The organism is Hyphomicrobiaceae bacterium (assembly GCA_041397645.1).
GTDB lineage: Bacteria > Pseudomonadota > Alphaproteobacteria > Rhizobiales > Hyphomicrobiaceae > Hyphomicrobium_B.
On the sequence record JAWKWE010000004.1, the window covers coordinates 1,460,092 to 1,478,289 of the forward strand.

Here is an 18,198-nt window from a genome sequence, read left to right on the forward strand (position 1 = left end):
GATTCTCATTCCGAGGCTCGCTCATGGAAGCACACGTTTCACGACTATTGCGTGCCGCCGTTTTCGCAGCGGCTTTGGCCATCGCAAGCGGCACCGCATGCGCCGGTACCATCTGGGATGAGATCAAGGGCAGCGTGTACGGCGACAAGAAGATCGAAGACGGTCGCGGCCTGATCTCGCTTGACGCGCCCAACCGGCCTGAAGACATGCGCCGTGTGCCGATTGCCGTGGATGCTGGATTTACCGACGGCCGCACGGTCAAGACCGTGAGCTTCATCATCGACGAGAACCCGACCCCCGTCGTCGCCGTGTTCCACATGGGTGGAGCGCGCGAGCACGTCTCGCTGAAATCGGAGTTTCGCGTTAATGCCCAATCGGATGTGCGCGCCGTTGTGGAGGCGAGCGACGGCAAGCTCTACATGGTGAGCCAGCTCATCAAGTTCGCAGGCGGTCAAGCTTCGTGCTCGGCACCGCCCGCAGGAGACCCTGCTGAAATCGCGGCAAACATGGGCAAGATGAGCTATGAGCCCATCGTGGCCGACGCTGCCAAGAGCTCGATCGATGTTCGCGCCCGCATTAAGATGTCCCATCCCAACCATACCGGCATGGTGATGGACCAGATCACGTTGCTCTACACGCCGATGAAGATGGTTTCAGAGATTTCCGTGAAGCAGGGCGACGAGCCGGTATTCACGGTCGAAGGCTCCATCGCGCTGGCACAAGATCCGATGATCGAATTCGACATGAAGCGCAACATGCACGCAAGCGAGTTGGAAGTGACCATGAAGGACACTGACGGCGGATCGTGGACCAAGAAGTTTCCCATCGGTCCGGCAAGCTGATCTGCCTCAAAGTTTTGTGCAAATTAAAAAAGGCCCGCCTCACTGAGGCGGGCCTTTCCTTTTTCGCGTAATTCGAAGGCGCCTTTTCGGGCTATCGTCGGTAGTCCTGAGAGATCAGCGGCGTGATCCGGCGTACCGCGACGCGGCGGTTGGCGCGCTCCGGTCCGCCCGTATCGATCTTGAGATACTGTTCGCCGTAGCCCTGAGTGGTCAGATTTTCCGGCGGTACGTTGAACTCCTCGCTCAGGATAACGGCAACGGATTCCGCGCGACGGTCTGAGAGGGTCAGGTTGTCTTCATCCGAACCGACGGCGTCAGTGTAGCCTTCGATCATGAAGACCTCGTTGGGATTGCGATCGATCACGCGCATCATGGCTCGGGCAACGCGTTCCAGCTTGTGATACTGGCTTTCTTCGACTTCCCACGATCCGGTGTCGAAGTTGATGTCGTTGAGATCGACGCGGCGCATGCGTTCGCGCAGATTGCGAGTGGCACGAACCTCGTCCAGCGTATAGCGCCGATCAATGCGATCGACGGGCGGAGCCTCGAAGGCCTCGTAGACCTCGTCCTCGTCGGCATCGTCATAGTCGACAATGTACTTGTCGCGCGGAACGTCTACGTGGGGCGGCGGCACATCAACCATTGCGTTGAGAATGGCTGCGCCAGCAACGATACCGGCACCAACACCGAGCCCGATGGCCAGATTGCGTTGCCATTTGCTCTTACGGCGACGGTTGTCGATGATATCGACTTCGCGGCCATCCGGTCCACGCCGGTAACGGCGGATGAGCTGACCGTTATTGTCGGAAACGTTATAAATCGCCACGTTGTTGGGCCGCTGAATGACCGTGATGTTCTGTCCGTCGCGCCGCTCGACTTGGGCATTCGGCGAGACCATCCGCAGACGATTGGCCTCGTTGTGAGTGATGAACGTGCGATTGTTGCGCTTCACGATCACACGGCTGTCGGGTTCCTTGATGACGACAGCGTTCGACCGTTTGCTCTCGAACCTCTGACGCTGCTGTTTGATCGCGTTGAGGTCCGGCGGCGGGGTTCCCGCAGCACGGCGCGACTTCGGATGGTTGTATGAAGGGTACGCGGGATTTGTTGCGCGCTGGGCAGGCTGAGTGCCGGCCGGGGGCGGAAACGCCGGATTAACGGCCCGCGGGCCAGATCCGTTATTCGGAGGCGGGAAGGCAGGGTTCACTGCGCGCCGCGTTCCATTGTTAGGCGGTGGGAACGCAGGATTGATAGCCTTGTGCTGCGGGTCCGGTTGATAGGTAGCAGGCGGCCGCTTGTTGGGCGGCGGGGTTTGTGCCGCCGCAGGCGCGCCATTGTTTTCGTACGTCGGGGGACGGCCCTTGTGGTAGACTTTGCGGCCCTGCTGATTTTGACCAGGCGGCGGCGCATCCTTCTCATAGGTCGGTGGCCGACCTTTATGAAATACCTTGCGGCCGTTCTGTCCGTTGTTGCCGCCTGCGTTCGGGTTCTGCTGCCCCTTGGCGGCGTTGGGATTATTCTGCCCGTTCTTCTGTTGCGAATTCTGCAGCTGTTGCAACTGCTGCTTCTTTTTGCGCGCGGCCTCGATCTTGGCCTTTTGCTCCGGCGTGAGGTTTTGCGGCGTTGGACCCTGCTCAGCTTGGGCGCTTATGCCTGCCGTCAGCAACGATCCCGCGAACACGCCCAACGCGAGAAGGCGCGTGAGAGCCGTCGTCGGGCCAGTTGCGGGCCGAAGCATTCCGAATGCCATGCGTGATTTCCTCATGTCGTGGATAAAAGTTCTGCCAATGCTCAGTCTGTACGCAAGGGCCGCGAGAACGTTCCCGTTCGCGCCACAGATTTCAGACGAATCAATCTGCAGATTCCGTCGCGTGTATGAGCGACAACTCCGGCTGCTTTGCGGCGCGGGAATTCATTTTGAAGGCGAATCTAAGGCAGTGCGTGCGCTGGTTAGGCGACAGCGCGCGACAGTCCAGTTACTGAAGCTGTCGTGTTATCGAAGGTCTCCAACGAGTAGGGCGCCATCTCGGCTTCGATCTCATTCAAGGAAAGGAGGCCCGCAGCATGGCGCGCGCCAGGAGCGAAATCATCTTTTAGCAATCTGCGTACTGCGGCAAGAGCCGGGAGAATTGGAACGTTAGGCCCGTCACCGTTGCGCGCGGTGAGCTGCCAACGAGCGCACACCGGCTTTCCAAGAGCGTCGAAACCTTGGGCGCAAACGGTCATGCCCCCGGTGTCATTGGCGAAGAGGCGGGTGAGGCTGCGCGCTCGGAGAAGAAGCGGTGCGAGCCGCTCGGGATGGCGCAACCATCCCTGCTTGCGCAGCTGAGCCAAAATCAACAGTCCGAATTGTTCCAGCCGGCTTTCAAGTCCAGCATCAAACGAAACATTGGCCGCGCCGAGGGTGGCGGGCAGTATGGCCGCGTCGGCGGTTGTAACCGGGGCGCGGTAACGCACGCCGATTTGCGGGATAACAGTGCGTTGTAACGTTCCCCAGCCCACAACGGTGGCGGCCTTGTTGTTCTGCCATACCGGCACAGGACTGCCAGCGTAACTCAGCACGGCTTCCAGCACTGCGCGGCCGACCTGCGCATCGCCTCCTGGGTAAATCGCAATGTCGATGCTCTCGACGAGTTTCCAGCCACGTGTCAGGCTTTCAGCTACCGCATACGAGAGCGCAGGAGTTGAGCTGGCGCCGGTTATTGCGACCACTCCTTGTTGACGCGCGCGCGCATGGAGGGTGTCTGCAAATCTCAAGACGTAGTTCGTGGCATCCGCAAGGTCTATCCAGTGCGCGCCAACATCGATAGCTGCTTCTGCCGACGCATAACTTGCCGATTGGAATGGACCAGAAGCATCGATAACAAGCCAGGCTGTCAGCTTCTTGAATGAATGCCGAGCATCGGCGGTGTGCTCGAAGGCACATGCCGTGATGTGTGCGCGCGAATCGGTCGATGAGATCGCGTTCGCCAGTTGCTCCGCGCGATCCAGGCTTCGGGAGGTAAGCACGAGCTCGATGTCCGAAACTTGAGAGAGCGCCCGAGCGAGACGGGAGCCAAATGCACCGGTCGCCCCGATTAGAACCACGCGCATCATGATGGTGCCTCTTCGTCGTAGACAGCTTCCTGATGCACGAGCGTGCCGAGGACGGCATGTGCGAGGGTCAACGTGAATCGAAATGTCGTCGCGTCGATTTCTTGGTGAGTCACGGTCAATGCCCCGGGCGTAAATGCGCTGGGCAGACCAAGGCGAACACGGCCGATACGCAGCGCGTAACCCTCGCTCGTAAACACCAGCGCGCCTTGCGATGACACACTTAAGCGAAGCGCCATCACGAGCCCGAAACCAACCGCCTCTTCCAGGCCGGTTGGGCCTGCGAACCGCTTTACCGAATGAATGACCTGCGGAAAGCCGCGGTCCCGCACAAACAGGCGGGTCCAGAACTGTCCACCTGACGCTGCATCTTCGGTAACGGTGACGACAGTCGGTTGACCGACGGCGCGGCTCAACGGTAAGGGCGAGCCAATGATACGGAGCGCATGCGCGAACACATAACCAACCCGCGAAAACGAAATGGTCGTGACGGTCCCTTTGTAAATGACCGTTCTACCGGCGGCCACGCGCTTGGAGAACCTGCGCTGCACGGCGGTCGGCAGCATGTTCCACTGCTTTGCTCCGAGCAGCGCGCGAAACCTGATATCACCTAGGTCTTCGGTCTCTGATATTGCTGCAGGCGATGCGAGAGACGAGATATGTAGGCTCAGAGCCTGGCGTTGTTCGGCGTTGCGCAGCATGGCGCGCTCCCTGGTACGCGACTTGATGACGTGCGGACATCAATCATCCCCGGTTTCATGATTTGCGTGCGGGGATGAGTGTGGCAATTCTCGAACCCATCTTGAGCATGGTGCGCAGTGTGCTGCGCGGTAGCGCCAGCATCTGCTGGAACCAGCGATCAACGGATGAGGTGAATTCAAGCATTTCATTGAGGCGTGTGCGGGCTTGTGGTGTAACGCGGGTGTCGCGGCTAGCACCCTCGGCGCAGCTGCGCAGGACGGCAATGATGGGGTCGATCTCGCGGGCTTTGCGGCCAACGGCGATGCGTGTGACGATCTCCCAGATATCGGATTCCGCCTCGAAGTGATCCCGTCTGTCGCCACGAACGGGGACGCGCCGGATCAGGTTCCAGGACAGCAGCTCTTTCAGAGAATTGGAGACGTTGGAACGTGCAATGGCCAACGTGTCGGCGATCTCCTCGGCCGTCATGGGCGCGCTTGCCAGATACAACAAGGCATGGATCTGGGCGACGGATCGATTGACGCCCCAGACGCCACCCATATCGCCCCATTTCAGAATGAATTCCTCAACGGCGGGCGCGAGCGATTTTGCTTCGTTCGATATATCGGTAATTTCTGTCATAACAGAAATATATGACGCGACCTTAAGCTGGTCAAGGTCCGGTCTCGACCGATGTGATATGAAAGAAGGTCTGGCATCCGCGGCAAATCGGCCCGCGCGCGCGTTGAAAGTTCTCGGCCGGGAGCATTTAATTGATATCCAACCTTGTCGATGACAAGCAGCCAGGGAGGATCAGCATGACTTTGACATTGACCTCATCCGCTTTTGAAGACGGCAAGGCCATTCCGGCGAAATACACGTGCGAGGGTGAGGACATTGCGCCGCCGCTGTCCTGGTCGGGAGTTCCGGAGGGCACGAAGAGTCTGGCGTTGATCGTCGACGATCCGGATGCGCCCGATCCCAAGGCACCGCAGCGCACGTGGGTGCATTGGGTCATTTACGATATGGATCCCGCGAGCAGCAGTATTGTGGAGGGAGCCAAAACATTGCCGCAGGGTGCGCAATCGGCGCTGAATGACTGGAATCGCACTGGTTACGGCGGGCCGTGTCCGCCCATTGGCGAACACCGCTATTTCCATAAACTTTATGCGCTGGACTGCGTTCTTGGCGCGCTTTCACCAGCCAATAAAGCGTCACTTGAGCATGCTATGCAGGGCCATATTCTCGCGCAGTCGGTGCTTTTGGGTAGATACAAGAAGCAGAAATAGTCTGTGGCGCGCATAAATAATGCTTGGGCGAACATGCCGCGCGCCGCTGCATCTTGACGATTCTCAAAGCTTCTCAACGTTGCGTAGAGCAACGTCATCAATGTGATTTGGTAGTTTTTGGCAATTGAATGCTCGCATGGCCTCTCTAGCGGGTCTGGCAAGGATGAGGAGACGATGATGGATCTTCCGACCAACAAGTCGCTGGTGCCGACAGCGCCGCGCGAGCCGGATGGCACGGGAGCTTTCGCCTTGAAGCTCGCCAACGAGGCGCGCCAAATGCCGGCTCGTTCGGACCCAGGGTTGCCGCCGGAGCATGATTCTTACAGTTCGTCTGCGTTTGCGGAAGTTCTGGACCGAGCGACCCATGCGGCGCTGGCAAAGGCCACGATGGGACTTTCGCCAGCATCACTCATCGGAGCCTATCTCGATTGGCTCACACACCTGACGGCATCACCGGGCAAGCGGTTGCAACTCGTCGAGAAGGCGATGCGCAAGGCCATGCGGCTGCAACGCTTTGCGATGACGTGCGCACATCGTGGCCCGGACACCAACGGTTCAAACGGTTCAGCTTGCATCGAGCCGCTTCCTCAAGACAGCCGCTTCAGAGCGCCCGCGTGGCAGCAATTTCCGTTCAATCTCTTTTATCAATCGCATTTGCTGTCTCAGCAGTGGTGGCACGTGGCTACTACGGGAGTGCCGGGCGTCTCAGCGCAGCATCAACGGGTCGTGGAATTTGCCGCCCGACAATTCTTGGACGTGTTTGCGCCGTCGAATTTCGTGCTGACCAATCCCGAGGTTCTGGCCGCGACCCAGAAAGAAATGGGTCAGAACTTCGTAAGAGGCTTTCAGAATTTCCTTGAAGACTGGGAGCGCGCTGTTTCGGGCCGGCCGCCCGTCGGCGCTGAGAAATTTACGCCTGGCGAAGAAGTCGCGGTGACGCCTGGAAAGGTGATTTACCGCAACCGGCTGATGGAACTGATCCAGTATTCTCCGACAACAGGCGAGGTTCATAAAGAACCGATTCTGATCGTGCCTGCGTGGATCATGAAATACTACATCCTCGATTTATCCCCGCGAAACTCGTTGGTGAAATATCTCGTAGACAAGGGCTTCACGGTTTTCGTCATCTCGTGGAAGAACCCCGATCCTGGCGATCGCGATCTGTCTCTTGACGATTATCGCACCCTTGGGATTTTGTCGGCGCTCGACGTCATTTCCGCAATAGTACCGAATGCGAAGGTCCACGGCGTCGGCTACTGTCTCGGCGGCACATTGTTGTCCATCGCTGCCGCTGCGCTTGCGCGCGCCCCAACTTCGCCGTTCGCGAGCTTATCGTTTTTGGCTGCTCAGATCGATTTCGAGGAACCGGGAGAGTTGCAGCTTTTCATGGACGAAAGCCAGATCCGCTTTCTTGAAGACATGATGTGGGAGCAGGGGTTCCTCGACGCCAAGCAGATGTCGGGCGCATTCCAGATGTTGCGTTCCAACGACTTGGTCTGGTCGCACAACATGCGCGAGTACATGCTCGGTGAGCGTACCCCGATGAACGATCTTATGGCTTGGAACGCGGATTCCACACGGCTGCCGTATCGCATGCATTCGCAGTATCTGCGTCACCTGTACATGGACAACGATCTTGCTGAGGGTCGGTTTGAAGTCGACGGTGCGCCGGTAAACATTTCTGATATTCGCGCGCCGATCTTCTGCGTCTCTACGCAGAAGGATCACGTGGCGCCCTGGCGCTCGGTCTACAAATGGAACCTGCTTGCCGATACGGAGGTCACGTTCGTGCTTGGCGGCGGAGGCCATAACACAGGCATCGTGGCGGCCCCCGACGATTCGCGCAGCCATTACCAGATCGCCGTCAGATCCGACCACGACCTCCATGTCAGCCCAGAGACCTGGGCCGCGGAGGTTCCTGAACGCAAAGGTTCTTGGTGGACGGCATGGGTCGAGTGGCTCGGTGAAAAATCAAGCGGGCTGTCGACGCCCCCGGAGCTTGGCGCACCTCAAAAGGGTTTGCCGCCTCAGTCCGATGCGCCCGGCCGCTATGTGCACATGAAATAGCTGATCTTCAGAAATAAGGACCGCAGCCGGTCGAGATCCGGGCTGCGGTCCCTCTTTCCGCTTCCCGCTCTCTCGTGGCTTGGCATGAATCGCGCATCTAGAGGTGAGACCTCATCGGTGCGGGTTTGCCGCGCGCGCCCGCGCCCACGAATTTATGAGCAGAATGAACGATAAAGACCTCATCGACTTCGGCAACGTGTCGGCTGCCGTGAACGACATCCTACAAGAGGGTGTGTTGCTTTACCGACATGACCACGTTGCTGCCGACGCTCGTTTCCGCGCCGCGCTGGAGTTGGATCCAGCGGCATTGCCCAGCTATTTCTGTCTCTACAAGATCCACACGTATCAGGGTCGTCTCGACGACGCGCTTATTGTTGCGCAAGCCGGATTGGCCGAGGCGAGCCGACAGGCGCAGATTTCTTCGGATTGGCAGACTTGGACACGCGAAGCCATTGCGCGCGCGCCCCGGCTGCCAGCGCATTTCGCGCTCTACACTTTGAAGGCGATGGCATTTATTCACTTGAAGCGGGGAGAGGCGGAAGAGAGCCGTCGCTGCCTTGCGACGCTTTCCGATCTGGGCGAGATCGACGCCGTAGGCGGTGGCGTGATCGCCGATCTTGCAAGAGCGGTGGCATGAGCACGAAGCGCCAGACAGCGTCCACAGGAGACGTTCGTTCTTTCGCTCCGGCGTTTTCCGCCGATGTGATCTTGAACGGCGCGCGCCAGCCGCGTTCCGATCCGGTGAAGGCTGAGCGAGCAGTCATGTCTGCGCTTGCCGCCGAACCCAACGACCTCAACGTACGGCTCGCCGCTTATCGCTTCTTTTTCTACAGCCACCGCTTTTCTGACGCGCTCATACAAGCCGACGTCATCATCCGTCTTGCTGCGCGCCGCCTTAACGTCGCCGGGGATTGGGAGGTGGTGTCAAGGTCCGATGCTCCCTTCGATCAGCTTGAAGAGGCGCCCGGGCTCTATCTGCAGGCACTGTTGGCGTGGGGCTACTGCGCGGTGCGAATTGGGCAACGCGAGGAAGGAAGTCGTGCCATCGCCAAGGTTGCAGAGCTGGACCCGGGCGATCGCTTTGGTGCAGGGCGTCTCCTCAATGTCATCGATGCTCATGTGCTGACAGAGGACGAGTAGACAATGGCCAAAGTGATTTTCTATGAAAAGCCCGGCTGCGGCGGAAACGCCCGTCAGAAAGCATTGCTGCAACGCTCTGGACATGAACTCGAAGTGCGCAATCTCCTTAGCGCACCTTGGACCGGCGAACTGTTGCGATCGTTCTTTGGAGTTCGGCCGGTTGCAGAATGGTTCAACACGTCATCGCCGCGCGTGAAATCCGGTGAGGTCGTGCCTGCCGGTATCGAAGCTGAGGCGGCGCTCGCTTTGATGCTGGCGGATCCGCTCCTCATTCGCCGCCCCCTCATCGAAGTCAACGGTCGCCGTGAAACCGGCTTCGACGCCGCGCTTATTGATGCTTGGATCGGTCTTGCGACATCACAGACGCCGGTCGGCGAGGGCTGCGCGCGCGACACGCACAATCAAGCGGAAAGCTGCCCTGTGCCAGGCGATGCTTCCGTGAATGCCAACACCAATCAGTAATTGCCTATCAGGAGAACGAAATGGCGCTCGACATTCCGCAGGTTTATCAGATCCACGGTTTCATGTGCTTTCAGGAGCGGCCGCCCGGGCATCCGCGAGGATCGTGCGGCCAGGCAGGCGCCAAGCCGTTGTGGGAGTACCTGATGGCGCGCTTGGAGAAGCTCGGACGGCCGGATATCGGACTGACAGCTTCGGGATGTTTAGGGTTCTGCGCGGCAGGCCCGCTCATGGTCGTCTATCCGCAAGGCATCTGGTATCGGCCCACATCGCGCGAAGACGTCGATGAAATCGTCCAGTCGCACTTCGTCGAAGGAAACCCGGTTGAGCGGCTGATCATCGTCCCGCACTAGGCGGCCGACCGGACAGCCAGCGCTTCAGCTGGCCGGGAAAGTCAGGATGTCTCGAACAATCGGCGCGAGGACTTCCATCCCGTACGGATTGAGGTGATCGTGGTCGAAGTAGAGCGGCTTGCCGTCGTTGGCGTACCGGCACGAGATTTGATCGCAGAAATATCGATCAGGCAGAATGAGGCGAATATTTCTGGAGGCCGACAGACGCCGCAGAAAAGGTAGCACGTTTTTCTGACGCTCCAGATACTCTGCAAGGGGAAGTTCCGGTGGCAGGTCTTGGTTCCAGGCACGGCTTCTGGCGATGCGTGAGGCGACCAGAAACCCCTGTTCGGGAACGGGACCGATGATCATGACCTCGGACCCGGCGGCCTGAATGCGCTCGATGGTTTCGGTGAGGAGCTTTTCGGCCACCTTGGCATTTTGCGCCATTCCATCGGGGCTCAATATGATCGGGACACCGCCGTCGATCTTGGAGGGTGCGCCGGCCATATAGTGCGCCCATCGCGCCGAGATCACGACCCGGCGCGGATGCATGTGCTCGATATACTTCAGGACGAATTCAGAAAACGCTTGGCAGGACGCGCTTTTTGATCGGCCATAAAGTGTGACGCCGACGAGCGGTGGACACGCGCCAAGCCAAGCGACCAAGGCGCTCTTTCCGTCGGTGGAGATTGCCTGGGAGATTGGGTCGATAAACATTCGGGCGTGGCTGTCGCCCCAGACAACGAGATCGATTTTTTCCGAGTTCCCAAGAACGCAGATCTCTTTCCTCCACGCCTCGGCGCCCGCCAAAGTCTTGCAAACCTGTTCATCGGGCAAGCGCCTCTCAATGAGAAGTGCTGCAGTGTCGGCGGGCCAACGTGCCGGCGCCCCGTCGCTCTTGATGACTGCAATAGCGAGAACGGACAGCGCGGCCGTCGCAGCGCCGAACAATGTGAAGATGCGTCGAGATGGAACGGCATGTCCGCGACGAAAAGGGCGTTCAATGTAGCGCCACGATAGGGCAGCGAGCGCGAGGCTTGCCAACAACAGCCCGGCGGATTGGCGCCAAGTTCCACTGTCGCCGAAGCGATAGCGCCAAAAGACCAGAAGCGGCCAGTGCCAAAGATACAGCGAATACGACAGCTGACCGACACGGACCAGGGGCGGCAACGACAAGATCCGGCCCGCGGGCGTCATCTGTCCGTCTATCCCGGCGTAAATGACCAGAGCCGCGCCAAAGCAGAAAATGGCCGCCGAGGGCCCGGGGAACAGCGTGCTTTGGTCATAGGTCAAGTAACCTGCAAGGATGAGGAATACACCGCCCCAGCCAGCGGCTTCCTTCCAATCCTGTTTAGGCTGCGAGTGAGTCGGCATAAATGCCAGCAATGCGCCAAGCAGCAACTCCCACGCACGCCCCGCGGTCGAAAAGAAAGCTGGGGCTGGCGTCGTCGTGACTTGGTGCAAGCTCAGCAGCATTGAAGCTGCAAAGACGGCGGCGAGTACCGGGACAACAGCCTTCGGTCGTCTTGTCATCAACGCAAACAGGATCAGAGGAAAGAGAATGTAGAATTGTTCTTCGACTGCAAGCGACCAAGTGTGCAGCAGTGGCTTTTCCTCGGAGGTGGCGGCAAAGTAGCCGGTTTTGCGCGCGAAATAGTAGTTGGCGTTGAGGATCAGAACGGCTTGGAGGCTCTTGCCAAACTCCTGGAACGCGACCGGCAAGAGGAGCGCAGCCGCTAGCACTGTCGAGACGATGAGAACTACAAAGAGTGCAGGCGCGATGCGTCGGATCCTGCGTTCGTAGAAATGCGCAAAGGAGAACGTACCGGTCTCGATCTCCGATTTCACAATGTGGGTGATCAAATATCCCGAGATGACGAAGAAGACGTCGACGCCACCGTACCCGCCGCTCAGTCCAAATCCGCCGAGGTGGTACAGCACGACGCCCAGAACGGCCAGTGCCCTTAGGCCGTCGATATCGGCGCGATAGCTCATCAACTAATCCGTGCGGTTGAAGCGCACCGTTCATAGCGGACCAGTGCCTCGCGGGCCAGTAGGCACGTATAAGATCGATGGATTGGAGGGAGTTGGTGCGCCCGGGAGAAACGTCGAACGCGAAATGTTCCAGTGCCCAAGGGGCGCCGGTCAGACAGCCCGCCGCGTCGGAGCGCGCCAAGCGCGTGAGACAGAAAATGGCGCACCCGACAGGATTCGAACCTGTGACCTTCGCCTTCGGAGGGCGACACTCTATCCAGCTGAGCTACGGGTGCCTGCGCGGGCCTTCAGGGCCTCCTGAGGTGGGCATGCATACCTCATTCGGCTGGCGGCCGCAAACGGACATCGCGAGCCAATCTGTGAAGCTGAAACTGGAAAAAATGGCGATGCCTCAGCACCGCCTTCGCGAGTTTCCCGGTTGAAACGGTCTACCGACGGCAGGGCATGGCCGTTACAACGCATTTCGCCTGCAGGATTGCGCCCTTCTTGCAGTCCCAGCTGACGCCGCGGGCATTGGCAAAGTTGGCGTAACGAATGCCCCAGCGGGCGTTCACCTTGTCGGCCCAGTCAGAGACCGCTGAAGACCGTGCATTGGCGGTTCCCATGCCGAATAGGCCCTGGCCGGTTGCGCGGCCTTCCATGCGGGTATGGCAATAGGGATTATAGTTTGACTGTCTCGCCTCTGCGGCAGCCGAAAATCCAATGATTGCGGCAGTGGTAACGACCACCGCAGACGCAATGCCCTTATGCAAATTCATGAAGTTCCCCTTCGGATGTCATACTTGATGGCCATTGCATGATGGTACTCATGCGGTGAGCACAAGTGTTTTCAACATTGAGGGCCGATTTGAGGCCGACATACGGCATTGTGCGAAAAGACCCGGTATGAAACTGTGCGCGGCGCTCCCGAATTGGCCGTGGGCAGACCTTACGTGCGGTCGGAGACAGAATCGCAAACGGTACAATCCGTGCGGCAACCGGAAGTGGAGAATGGAAATGCCCGATTTCAAACCGCCTCGCCCTGGCGAAGTCGAGATCGAGTTGCCGGCAACATTTGACGCTGGTGTGTATTTCATCGGGCGCATCCGCACCCCCTGGACGAGTACGTCCGATTGTCCCAAGAGTTCACGGTTAAGGTCCGACGTCATCGCACGGATCGAGATCTTTCCGCCGTTCACTGCCGGGCTAAAAGACCTCGGATTGTTCTCCCATGCCGTCGCGCTTTACTGGCTCGATCGCTCGCGCCGCGATCTTATAGAGCAGCTTCCAAGCCATCTGACGACGCCGCGCGGCGTGTTTGCCTTGCGCTCGCCTGTGAGGCCCAACCCCATTGGCATCGCGGCGGTGGAGATTGTGGATGTGGATGACACGGGGCTGAGCGTGCGCAACATCGATTGTATCGACGGGACGCCTCTTATCGACCTGAAGCCTTACTTTGCTTCTCTCGACTCGGTTCCAGACGCCACCCGCCCCTGAGTACGGCTAGTGCGAATTTTCATGAGCGCGCAGAAACTGGCGTTGTGCGCTCGGTGTGCGGCCAAACCAGCGTTGGGCGGCGCGCGTAAAGGCGGACAGTTCCGAAAATCCGAGCTGTAACGCGATTTCCGTCATGGTGACATTCGACGTCTTGAGAAGTTGTTCGGCGCGTGACTTTCGGACTTCGTTCAAAACCTCCTCGAACGTCTTGGAGGCCTGTGAGGCCAGCCTCGATTGCAGGGTTCGCGGTGAAATGTTGAGATATCTGGCGACGTCATAAAGAGAAATGCGCCGCTCCGGCATCAGCGTATCAACCGCTGCCCGCGTTTGTTCCAGCAAACCGGCTGTCGGCGGCGGAAGTTCAGCGATCATTCGTTCGCCATAGCTTTCGAGAACGGCCCGCAGGTCCGGCTCTGCGTCAGTAATTGGCTGCGCCATCGTTTTGGCATCGACGTGAATCGCGTTGCGCCCCGACAGGAAATGCACGTTCGTTCCGAACACTTCACCTACGAACGGATTGGTGATCGGCGTGCCCTGCATTTCGACTTTCAGCGGCTGCCAATCAGGCTTGTTGGTAATCAATCGCAGTCGCATCGTGAGCAAACCCGTAGCGCACATCCCGAATTGCGACAGAGGTGACTTGATTCCATCCGGCCAACGCCACCACAAGACGCCGCCTTGCGGACCCTCTTCGAAATGCATTTTTTGTGGAACGCCGAGCAATGGAACGTATCGCGCGACGGTACGCATGGCGTCAGCAACCGTGCGGGAGTTTACAAATAAGTATCCAAGCACGCCGGTTCCACCGACTGGAAAGCTCCGTGCGAAGCGTATAGACAGAGCTGGATCTTTCGCCGCGATGCTAGCTTCTTCGAAAAGATGCGCCACCGCACTGAGGGGCAAATAGCGTTCCGAGTCGGTGATGTCGCTGATTTTCAGACCGGAACGGGCAAAAATTTCCGTAACGTCCGCACCCTTACTTTTCAAGAAGCTATCGAAGCCCTTGAGCACAATGGCGCGTACGACCGGTCGTAAAGTCGGCATGATACTGATGATTATTGTTGCGTAATGCTCCGACACAAAAATGTGAGTGAGCGTATTACCGTTTCAGTCCAGAGGTGCGTGTACGGTCAACGTTCTATGCACGATGGGTCAAGCGCCGCCGAGAAATATCTTATACATGCTAAATATCTTATACATGCTATTGCTTCGGTATACAGGCGTAGCCAAGTTAAATTTAGTTAGGTTCCAGACAACTTGGAGGTTATTTTCGTGGCCAAGAAAGCACGTGTCTTCGTGGCATCCGGCAGCACTATCCATCTTCTGCATAGGGCAGGTCAGCTTGCCGACGAAGCATTTCTGTCAGCGCTCGGAAGAGATGGTATCACGGCACGTCAGTTCATTGTTCTTGATATTGTGGCGCGTGAAGACAATCCTAGCCAAACAACCATTTGCGAGCTTTCCGGCATCGACCGTTCGACGCTTGCTGACATCGTTCGTCGGCTTGTTTCCCGCGGACTTTTGGCGCGCAAACGTACGCGCGAGGATGCCCGCCGCTACGCCGTTCGCGTAACCGATGCAGGTCAGAAGGTTCTTGAAGCCGCCACAGGCGTAGCCCGCCAGGTAGAAGACACCGTGGTAGGAGTGCTTCCGGCCAGCCAGCGTGGCGATTTCCAGAACGCATTGAGAATGATGGTGGAGAAGCTTCTCGATCGCCAGGAGCGTTAGCAGCAACTGCGTGACCGCGATGGCGCGCGGCACTATAGTCGCGCCCATGAACAAGCAAGATCATGCTGCAGCGGCGGCAGGGTCCGAATCCGATATTGGAGAGGACGCCGCGCCGGTCACAAAGGGTAGTCACGTCTATCTCATTGATGGATCAGGCTACATTTTTAGGGCTTTCCACGCTCTTCCGCCGCTGACACGGCCTTCCGACGGACTTCCCGTCGGAGCGGTTCACGGCTTTTGCGCTATGCTTTGGAAGTTATTACGCGAGACAAAAGCGTCGGAAGCGCCCACCCATATCGCTGTGGTCTTCGATGCGGGACGCGAGACTTTCCGAAACAAGATTTTCGCCGACTATAAGGCTCACCGGCCGCCTCCGCCTGAAGAGCTTGTTCCTCAGTTCACGCTGATCCGCGATGCTGTGCGGGCATTCAACGTCGCCTGCGTCGAACTCGATGGCTACGAGGCTGACGATATCATTGCCACCTACGCGCGCCAAACGGTCGATGCGGGTGGTGATGCGACGATCGTATCATCAGACAAGGATCTTATGCAGCTTGTCGAGCCGGGCGTCGTGATGCTCGACGGTATGAAGAGCAAGCGCATTGGCCGCGATGAGGTGATGGAGAAGTTCGGCGTCCCGCCTGAAAAGGTGGTCGAAGTCCAGGCCCTCGCTGGCGATTCAATCGACAATGTGCCCGGTGTGCCGGGCATTGGCATAAAGACTGCGGCCGAACTGATCAACACGTACGGAGACCTTGAGAGCCTCCTTGGCCGAGCCAGCGAAATCAAGCAACCGAAGCGTCGGGAAAAGCTTCTGGAATTCGCGGATCAAGCGCGGATATCGCGCGAACTGGTGCTTTTGAAGAACGACGTTCCAATCGAGACGCCGCTTGACCAGCTTGCCGTACGTGATCCCCAGGCGGACGATCTGCTGGCGTTCCTGCGGCAGATGGAATTCAGCACGCTGACCAAGCGTATTGCTGAAGGATTGGGAGCGCCCGTCCCGCCGCCGCTTGAGGTTTCTGTTGGTAGCTCCATTAAACCGGTGGAGGGGGGCAAGGCTTCAGGCCCCGCAGGTGCGTCGACCACCTCCGGCACTTCTGCCGCCACCAGCGCAACGCCATCTGCCAGCGTTGCCTTTCACCGGGCCGCGGTTCTGAAATTGCCTTTCGATGCAGGCGCAGCAACGCTGATTACGTCCCGCGACGCTCTCATCGCTTTGGTGGACAACGCCCGCGCCAGGGGGCGCGTTGCGCTTTCCGTTTTCACCACCGGGCCAGATGCCTCGCAGGCTGAGATTGTGGGACTGTCTTTTGCTCTGGCTCCGGGACAGACGGCATATGTTCCGCTGGGTCATCGCACCGGGGCGAGCGATCTTTTTGCCGGCAGCGGGCTGGCACCGGGGCAGCTCTCCGTTCAGGAGGCGCTCGAAGCCCTAAAGCCGGTTCTTGAGGACGAAAGCGTTCTGAAGATCGGACACAATTTGAAGCCCGGGATTCTGACGCTCGCTTGCCATGGCATCGACGTCACGCCATGCGACGACGTCATGCTGCTGTCCTACACGTTGGATGCTGGCAAGGGCGGGCATGGCTTGGAGGATCTGGCGGAACGCCACCTCGGCCACGCCGCCATGAGCCTTGAGCATGTTCTATCTCATGCGGCCGGAACCAAAAAGGCAGACCGCTCTTTCGATGGCGTTCTTATTGAGCAGGCAAAGTCGTATGGCGCCGAGGCTGCCGATATCGCGATCCGGTTGTGGCTGGCGTTGAAGCCGCGCCTGGCGGCCGAACGCATGACAAGGGTTTATGAAAAACTGGAAAGACCCCTGGTGCCTGTTATCGTCGAGATGGAACGCGCTGGCATCGCCGTGGACTCATCCATTTTGGCGCGTCTTTCCGGGACATTCGCACAGCGCGCCGCGCAGGCCGAAGACCGCATCTATCAGCTGGCGGGGCAGAAATTCAATCTCGGTTCGCCAAAGCAATTGGGTGAGTTTTTGTTCGATACTTTGAAACTCCCCGGCGGCAAGCGCACAAAGTCAGGCCAATGGGAGACGCGCGCGGGCACGCTCGACGATCTTGCAGCCAATGAGGATTTGCCTGAGGATGCGCGCGAGCTGATCAACACGATGCTGGAATGGCGTCAGCTGACCAAGCTAAAATCGACCTACACCGATGCCTTACCCAATTTCATAAATCTGAAAACGCATCGCATCCATACCAGCTACGCGCTGGCGGCAACGACGACGGGACGATTGGCGTCCTCGGATCCCAACCTGCAGAACATTCCGGTTCGCACCAAGGAGGGGCGGGAAATCCGCACGGCCTTTGTCGCTCAGTCCGGCCACCAGCTCGTTTCTGCCGACTATTCACAGATTGAGCTGCGCGTGCTCGCGCATATAGCGGATATTCCTCAACTGAAAAGGGCGTTTGCCGACGGGCTCGATATTCACGCGATGACCGCGTCGGAAATGTTCGGTGTGCCGGTAAAGGACATGCCGGGCGAGGTGCGTCGACGCGCAAAGGCCATCAATTTTGGCATCATCTATGGCATCTCTGCCTTTGGCCTTGCCAATCAGCTTGGCATCTCCAAGCAAGAGGCAGCGGAATACATCTCCACCTACTTCAAACGCTTTCCCGGCATCCGCGATTACATGGAGGCGACCAAAAAGTCTGCCCATGCCAACGGATATGTCGAAACGGTGTTCGGCCGTCGCATCCACTACCCGCAAATCAATACGAAGAATCCGTCAATGCGCGGGTTTCTGGAGCGGGCGGCCATCAATGCGCCGATACAGGGATCGGCAGCCGACATCATTCGCCGTGCGATGATCCGAATGGCCGAGGCTATTGGGGCTGCGAAACTGACAACGGCGCGCATGCTGCTCCAAGTGCATGACGAATTGGTTTTCGAGGTGAAGACCGCGCAGGCTGAGGGGCTTATCAAAACAGCCCGCGCTGTCATGGAAAAGGCGGCGGAGCCGGCTGTTCGTCTTTCGGTCCCTATTCATGTGGACGCAAAGGCGGCCGCAAACTGGGACGAAGCGCACTGAGGACACGGGGGGCAGCTAAATTTTCGCGGTTATCATCCGTG

17 protein-coding genes and 1 tRNA gene are annotated in these 18,198 nt (G+C 58.6%); 10 read left to right on the plus strand and 8 right to left on the minus strand.

All coding sequences use genetic code 11. From position 1 onward, the window contains the following. The first annotated feature begins 23 nt into the window (after positions 1-23). Entirely contained in the window at positions 24-842 is an 819-nt protein-coding gene (locus R3D51_06690; protein ID MEZ5899167.1) for a quinoprotein dehydrogenase-associated SoxYZ-like carrier, read from the plus strand. 91 nt (positions 843-933) lie between these two features. Here R3D51_06690 and R3D51_06695 read toward each other — a convergent pair whose 3' ends face one another. The 4 genes from R3D51_06695 to R3D51_06710 form a co-directional block, all read right to left on the minus strand. Next, entirely contained in the window at positions 934-2,592 is a 1,659-nt protein-coding gene (locus R3D51_06695) for an OmpA family protein (protein ID MEZ5899168.1), read from the minus strand. Positions 2,593-2,792: 200 nt separating this feature from the next. Next, positions 2,793-3,938: a saccharopine dehydrogenase NADP-binding domain-containing protein gene (locus R3D51_06700; protein MEZ5899169.1), complete on the minus strand. Its 1,146-nt coding sequence runs from the start codon at positions 3,936-3,938 to the stop codon at positions 2,793-2,795. Beyond that, positions 3,935-4,636: a DUF4166 domain-containing protein gene (locus tag R3D51_06705; protein MEZ5899170.1), complete on the minus strand. Its 702-nt coding sequence runs from the start codon at positions 4,634-4,636 to the stop codon at positions 3,935-3,937. The genes R3D51_06700 and R3D51_06705 overlap by 4 nt, the downstream gene beginning before the upstream one ends. A 55-nt stretch (positions 4,637-4,691) precedes the next feature. Then, the gene (locus R3D51_06710) at positions 4,692-5,258 is read right to left on the minus strand and encodes a MarR family transcriptional regulator (GenBank protein MEZ5899171.1); all 567 of its coding nucleotides are present in this window, start codon (positions 5,256-5,258) and stop codon (positions 4,692-4,694) included. A gap of 176 nt (positions 5,259-5,434) precedes the next feature. Between R3D51_06710 and R3D51_06715 the strand changes: the two genes are divergently transcribed. From R3D51_06715 to R3D51_06740, 6 genes are all read left to right on the plus strand, one after another. Continuing rightward, positions 5,435-5,905, plus strand: a complete 471-nt coding sequence (locus R3D51_06715; GenBank protein MEZ5899172.1) for a YbhB/YbcL family Raf kinase inhibitor-like protein — start codon at positions 5,435-5,437, stop codon at positions 5,903-5,905. A gap of 174 nt (positions 5,906-6,079) precedes the next feature. Continuing rightward, positions 6,080-7,972, plus strand: a complete 1,893-nt coding sequence (locus tag R3D51_06720; protein MEZ5899173.1) for an alpha/beta fold hydrolase — start codon at positions 6,080-6,082, stop codon at positions 7,970-7,972. Positions 7,973-8,135: 163 nt separating this feature from the next. Further along, complete coding sequence (locus R3D51_06725) at positions 8,136-8,609, plus strand: hypothetical protein (GenBank protein ID MEZ5899174.1); 474 nt, start codon at positions 8,136-8,138, stop codon at positions 8,607-8,609. After that, positions 8,606-9,112: a hypothetical protein gene (locus R3D51_06730; protein ID MEZ5899175.1), complete on the plus strand. Its 507-nt coding sequence runs from the start codon at positions 8,606-8,608 to the stop codon at positions 9,110-9,112. The genes R3D51_06725 and R3D51_06730 overlap by 4 nt, the downstream gene beginning before the upstream one ends. 3 nt (positions 9,113-9,115) lie before the next feature. Then, on the plus strand, positions 9,116-9,574 hold the full coding sequence (locus R3D51_06735; GenBank protein MEZ5899176.1) for an ArsC/Spx/MgsR family protein: 459 nt from the start codon (positions 9,116-9,118) through the stop codon (positions 9,572-9,574). Positions 9,575-9,594: 20 nt separating this feature from the next. Continuing rightward, positions 9,595-9,924: a (2Fe-2S) ferredoxin domain-containing protein gene (locus tag R3D51_06740; GenBank protein MEZ5899177.1), complete on the plus strand. Its 330-nt coding sequence runs from the start codon at positions 9,595-9,597 to the stop codon at positions 9,922-9,924. 24 nt (positions 9,925-9,948) lie between these two features. Here R3D51_06740 and R3D51_06745 read toward each other — a convergent pair whose 3' ends face one another. The 3 genes from R3D51_06745 to R3D51_06755 all read right to left on the minus strand — a co-directional run bounded on the left by R3D51_06745 (position 9,949) and on the right by R3D51_06755 (position 12,659). Continuing rightward, the gene (locus R3D51_06745; protein MEZ5899178.1) at positions 9,949-11,901 is read right to left on the minus strand and encodes an acyltransferase family protein; all 1,953 of its coding nucleotides are present in this window, start codon (positions 11,899-11,901) and stop codon (positions 9,949-9,951) included. Positions 11,902-12,099: 198 nt separating this feature from the next. Further along, positions 12,100-12,176: transfer RNA gene (locus tag R3D51_06750), tRNA-Arg, on the minus strand. 153 nt (positions 12,177-12,329) lie between these two features. Then, on the minus strand, positions 12,330-12,659 hold the full coding sequence (locus R3D51_06755) for a hypothetical protein (protein MEZ5899179.1): 330 nt from the start codon (positions 12,657-12,659) through the stop codon (positions 12,330-12,332). A 238-nt stretch (positions 12,660-12,897) separates the two neighbouring features. Here R3D51_06755 and tsaA point away from each other — a divergent pair, with 238 nt between their 5' ends. After that, positions 12,898-13,377 (plus strand): tRNA (N6-threonylcarbamoyladenosine(37)-N6)-methyltransferase TrmO, encoded by a 480-nt coding sequence (gene tsaA, locus R3D51_06760; GenBank protein MEZ5899180.1) that lies wholly within the window; start codon positions 12,898-12,900, stop codon positions 13,375-13,377. 6 nt (positions 13,378-13,383) lie between these two features. Here the strand turns inward: tsaA and R3D51_06765 are convergent, their stop codons facing one another. After that, positions 13,384-14,421: an AraC family transcriptional regulator ligand-binding domain-containing protein gene (locus tag R3D51_06765; protein ID MEZ5899181.1), complete on the minus strand. Its 1,038-nt coding sequence runs from the start codon at positions 14,419-14,421 to the stop codon at positions 13,384-13,386. 228 nt (positions 14,422-14,649) lie between these two features. Between R3D51_06765 and R3D51_06770 the strand changes: the two genes are divergently transcribed. Both R3D51_06770 and polA read left to right on the plus strand, forming a co-directional pair. Then, positions 14,650-15,105, plus strand: coding sequence for a MarR family transcriptional regulator (locus R3D51_06770; GenBank protein MEZ5899182.1), 456 nt, complete (start codon positions 14,650-14,652; stop codon positions 15,103-15,105). A gap of 46 nt (positions 15,106-15,151) precedes the next feature. Next, positions 15,152-18,157 carry a DNA polymerase I gene (gene polA, locus R3D51_06775; protein MEZ5899183.1) on the plus strand — a complete coding sequence of 1,002 codons (3,006 nt, stop codon included), beginning with the start codon at positions 15,152-15,154 and terminating at the stop codon, positions 18,155-18,157. Positions 18,158-18,198 lie beyond the last annotated feature (41 nt).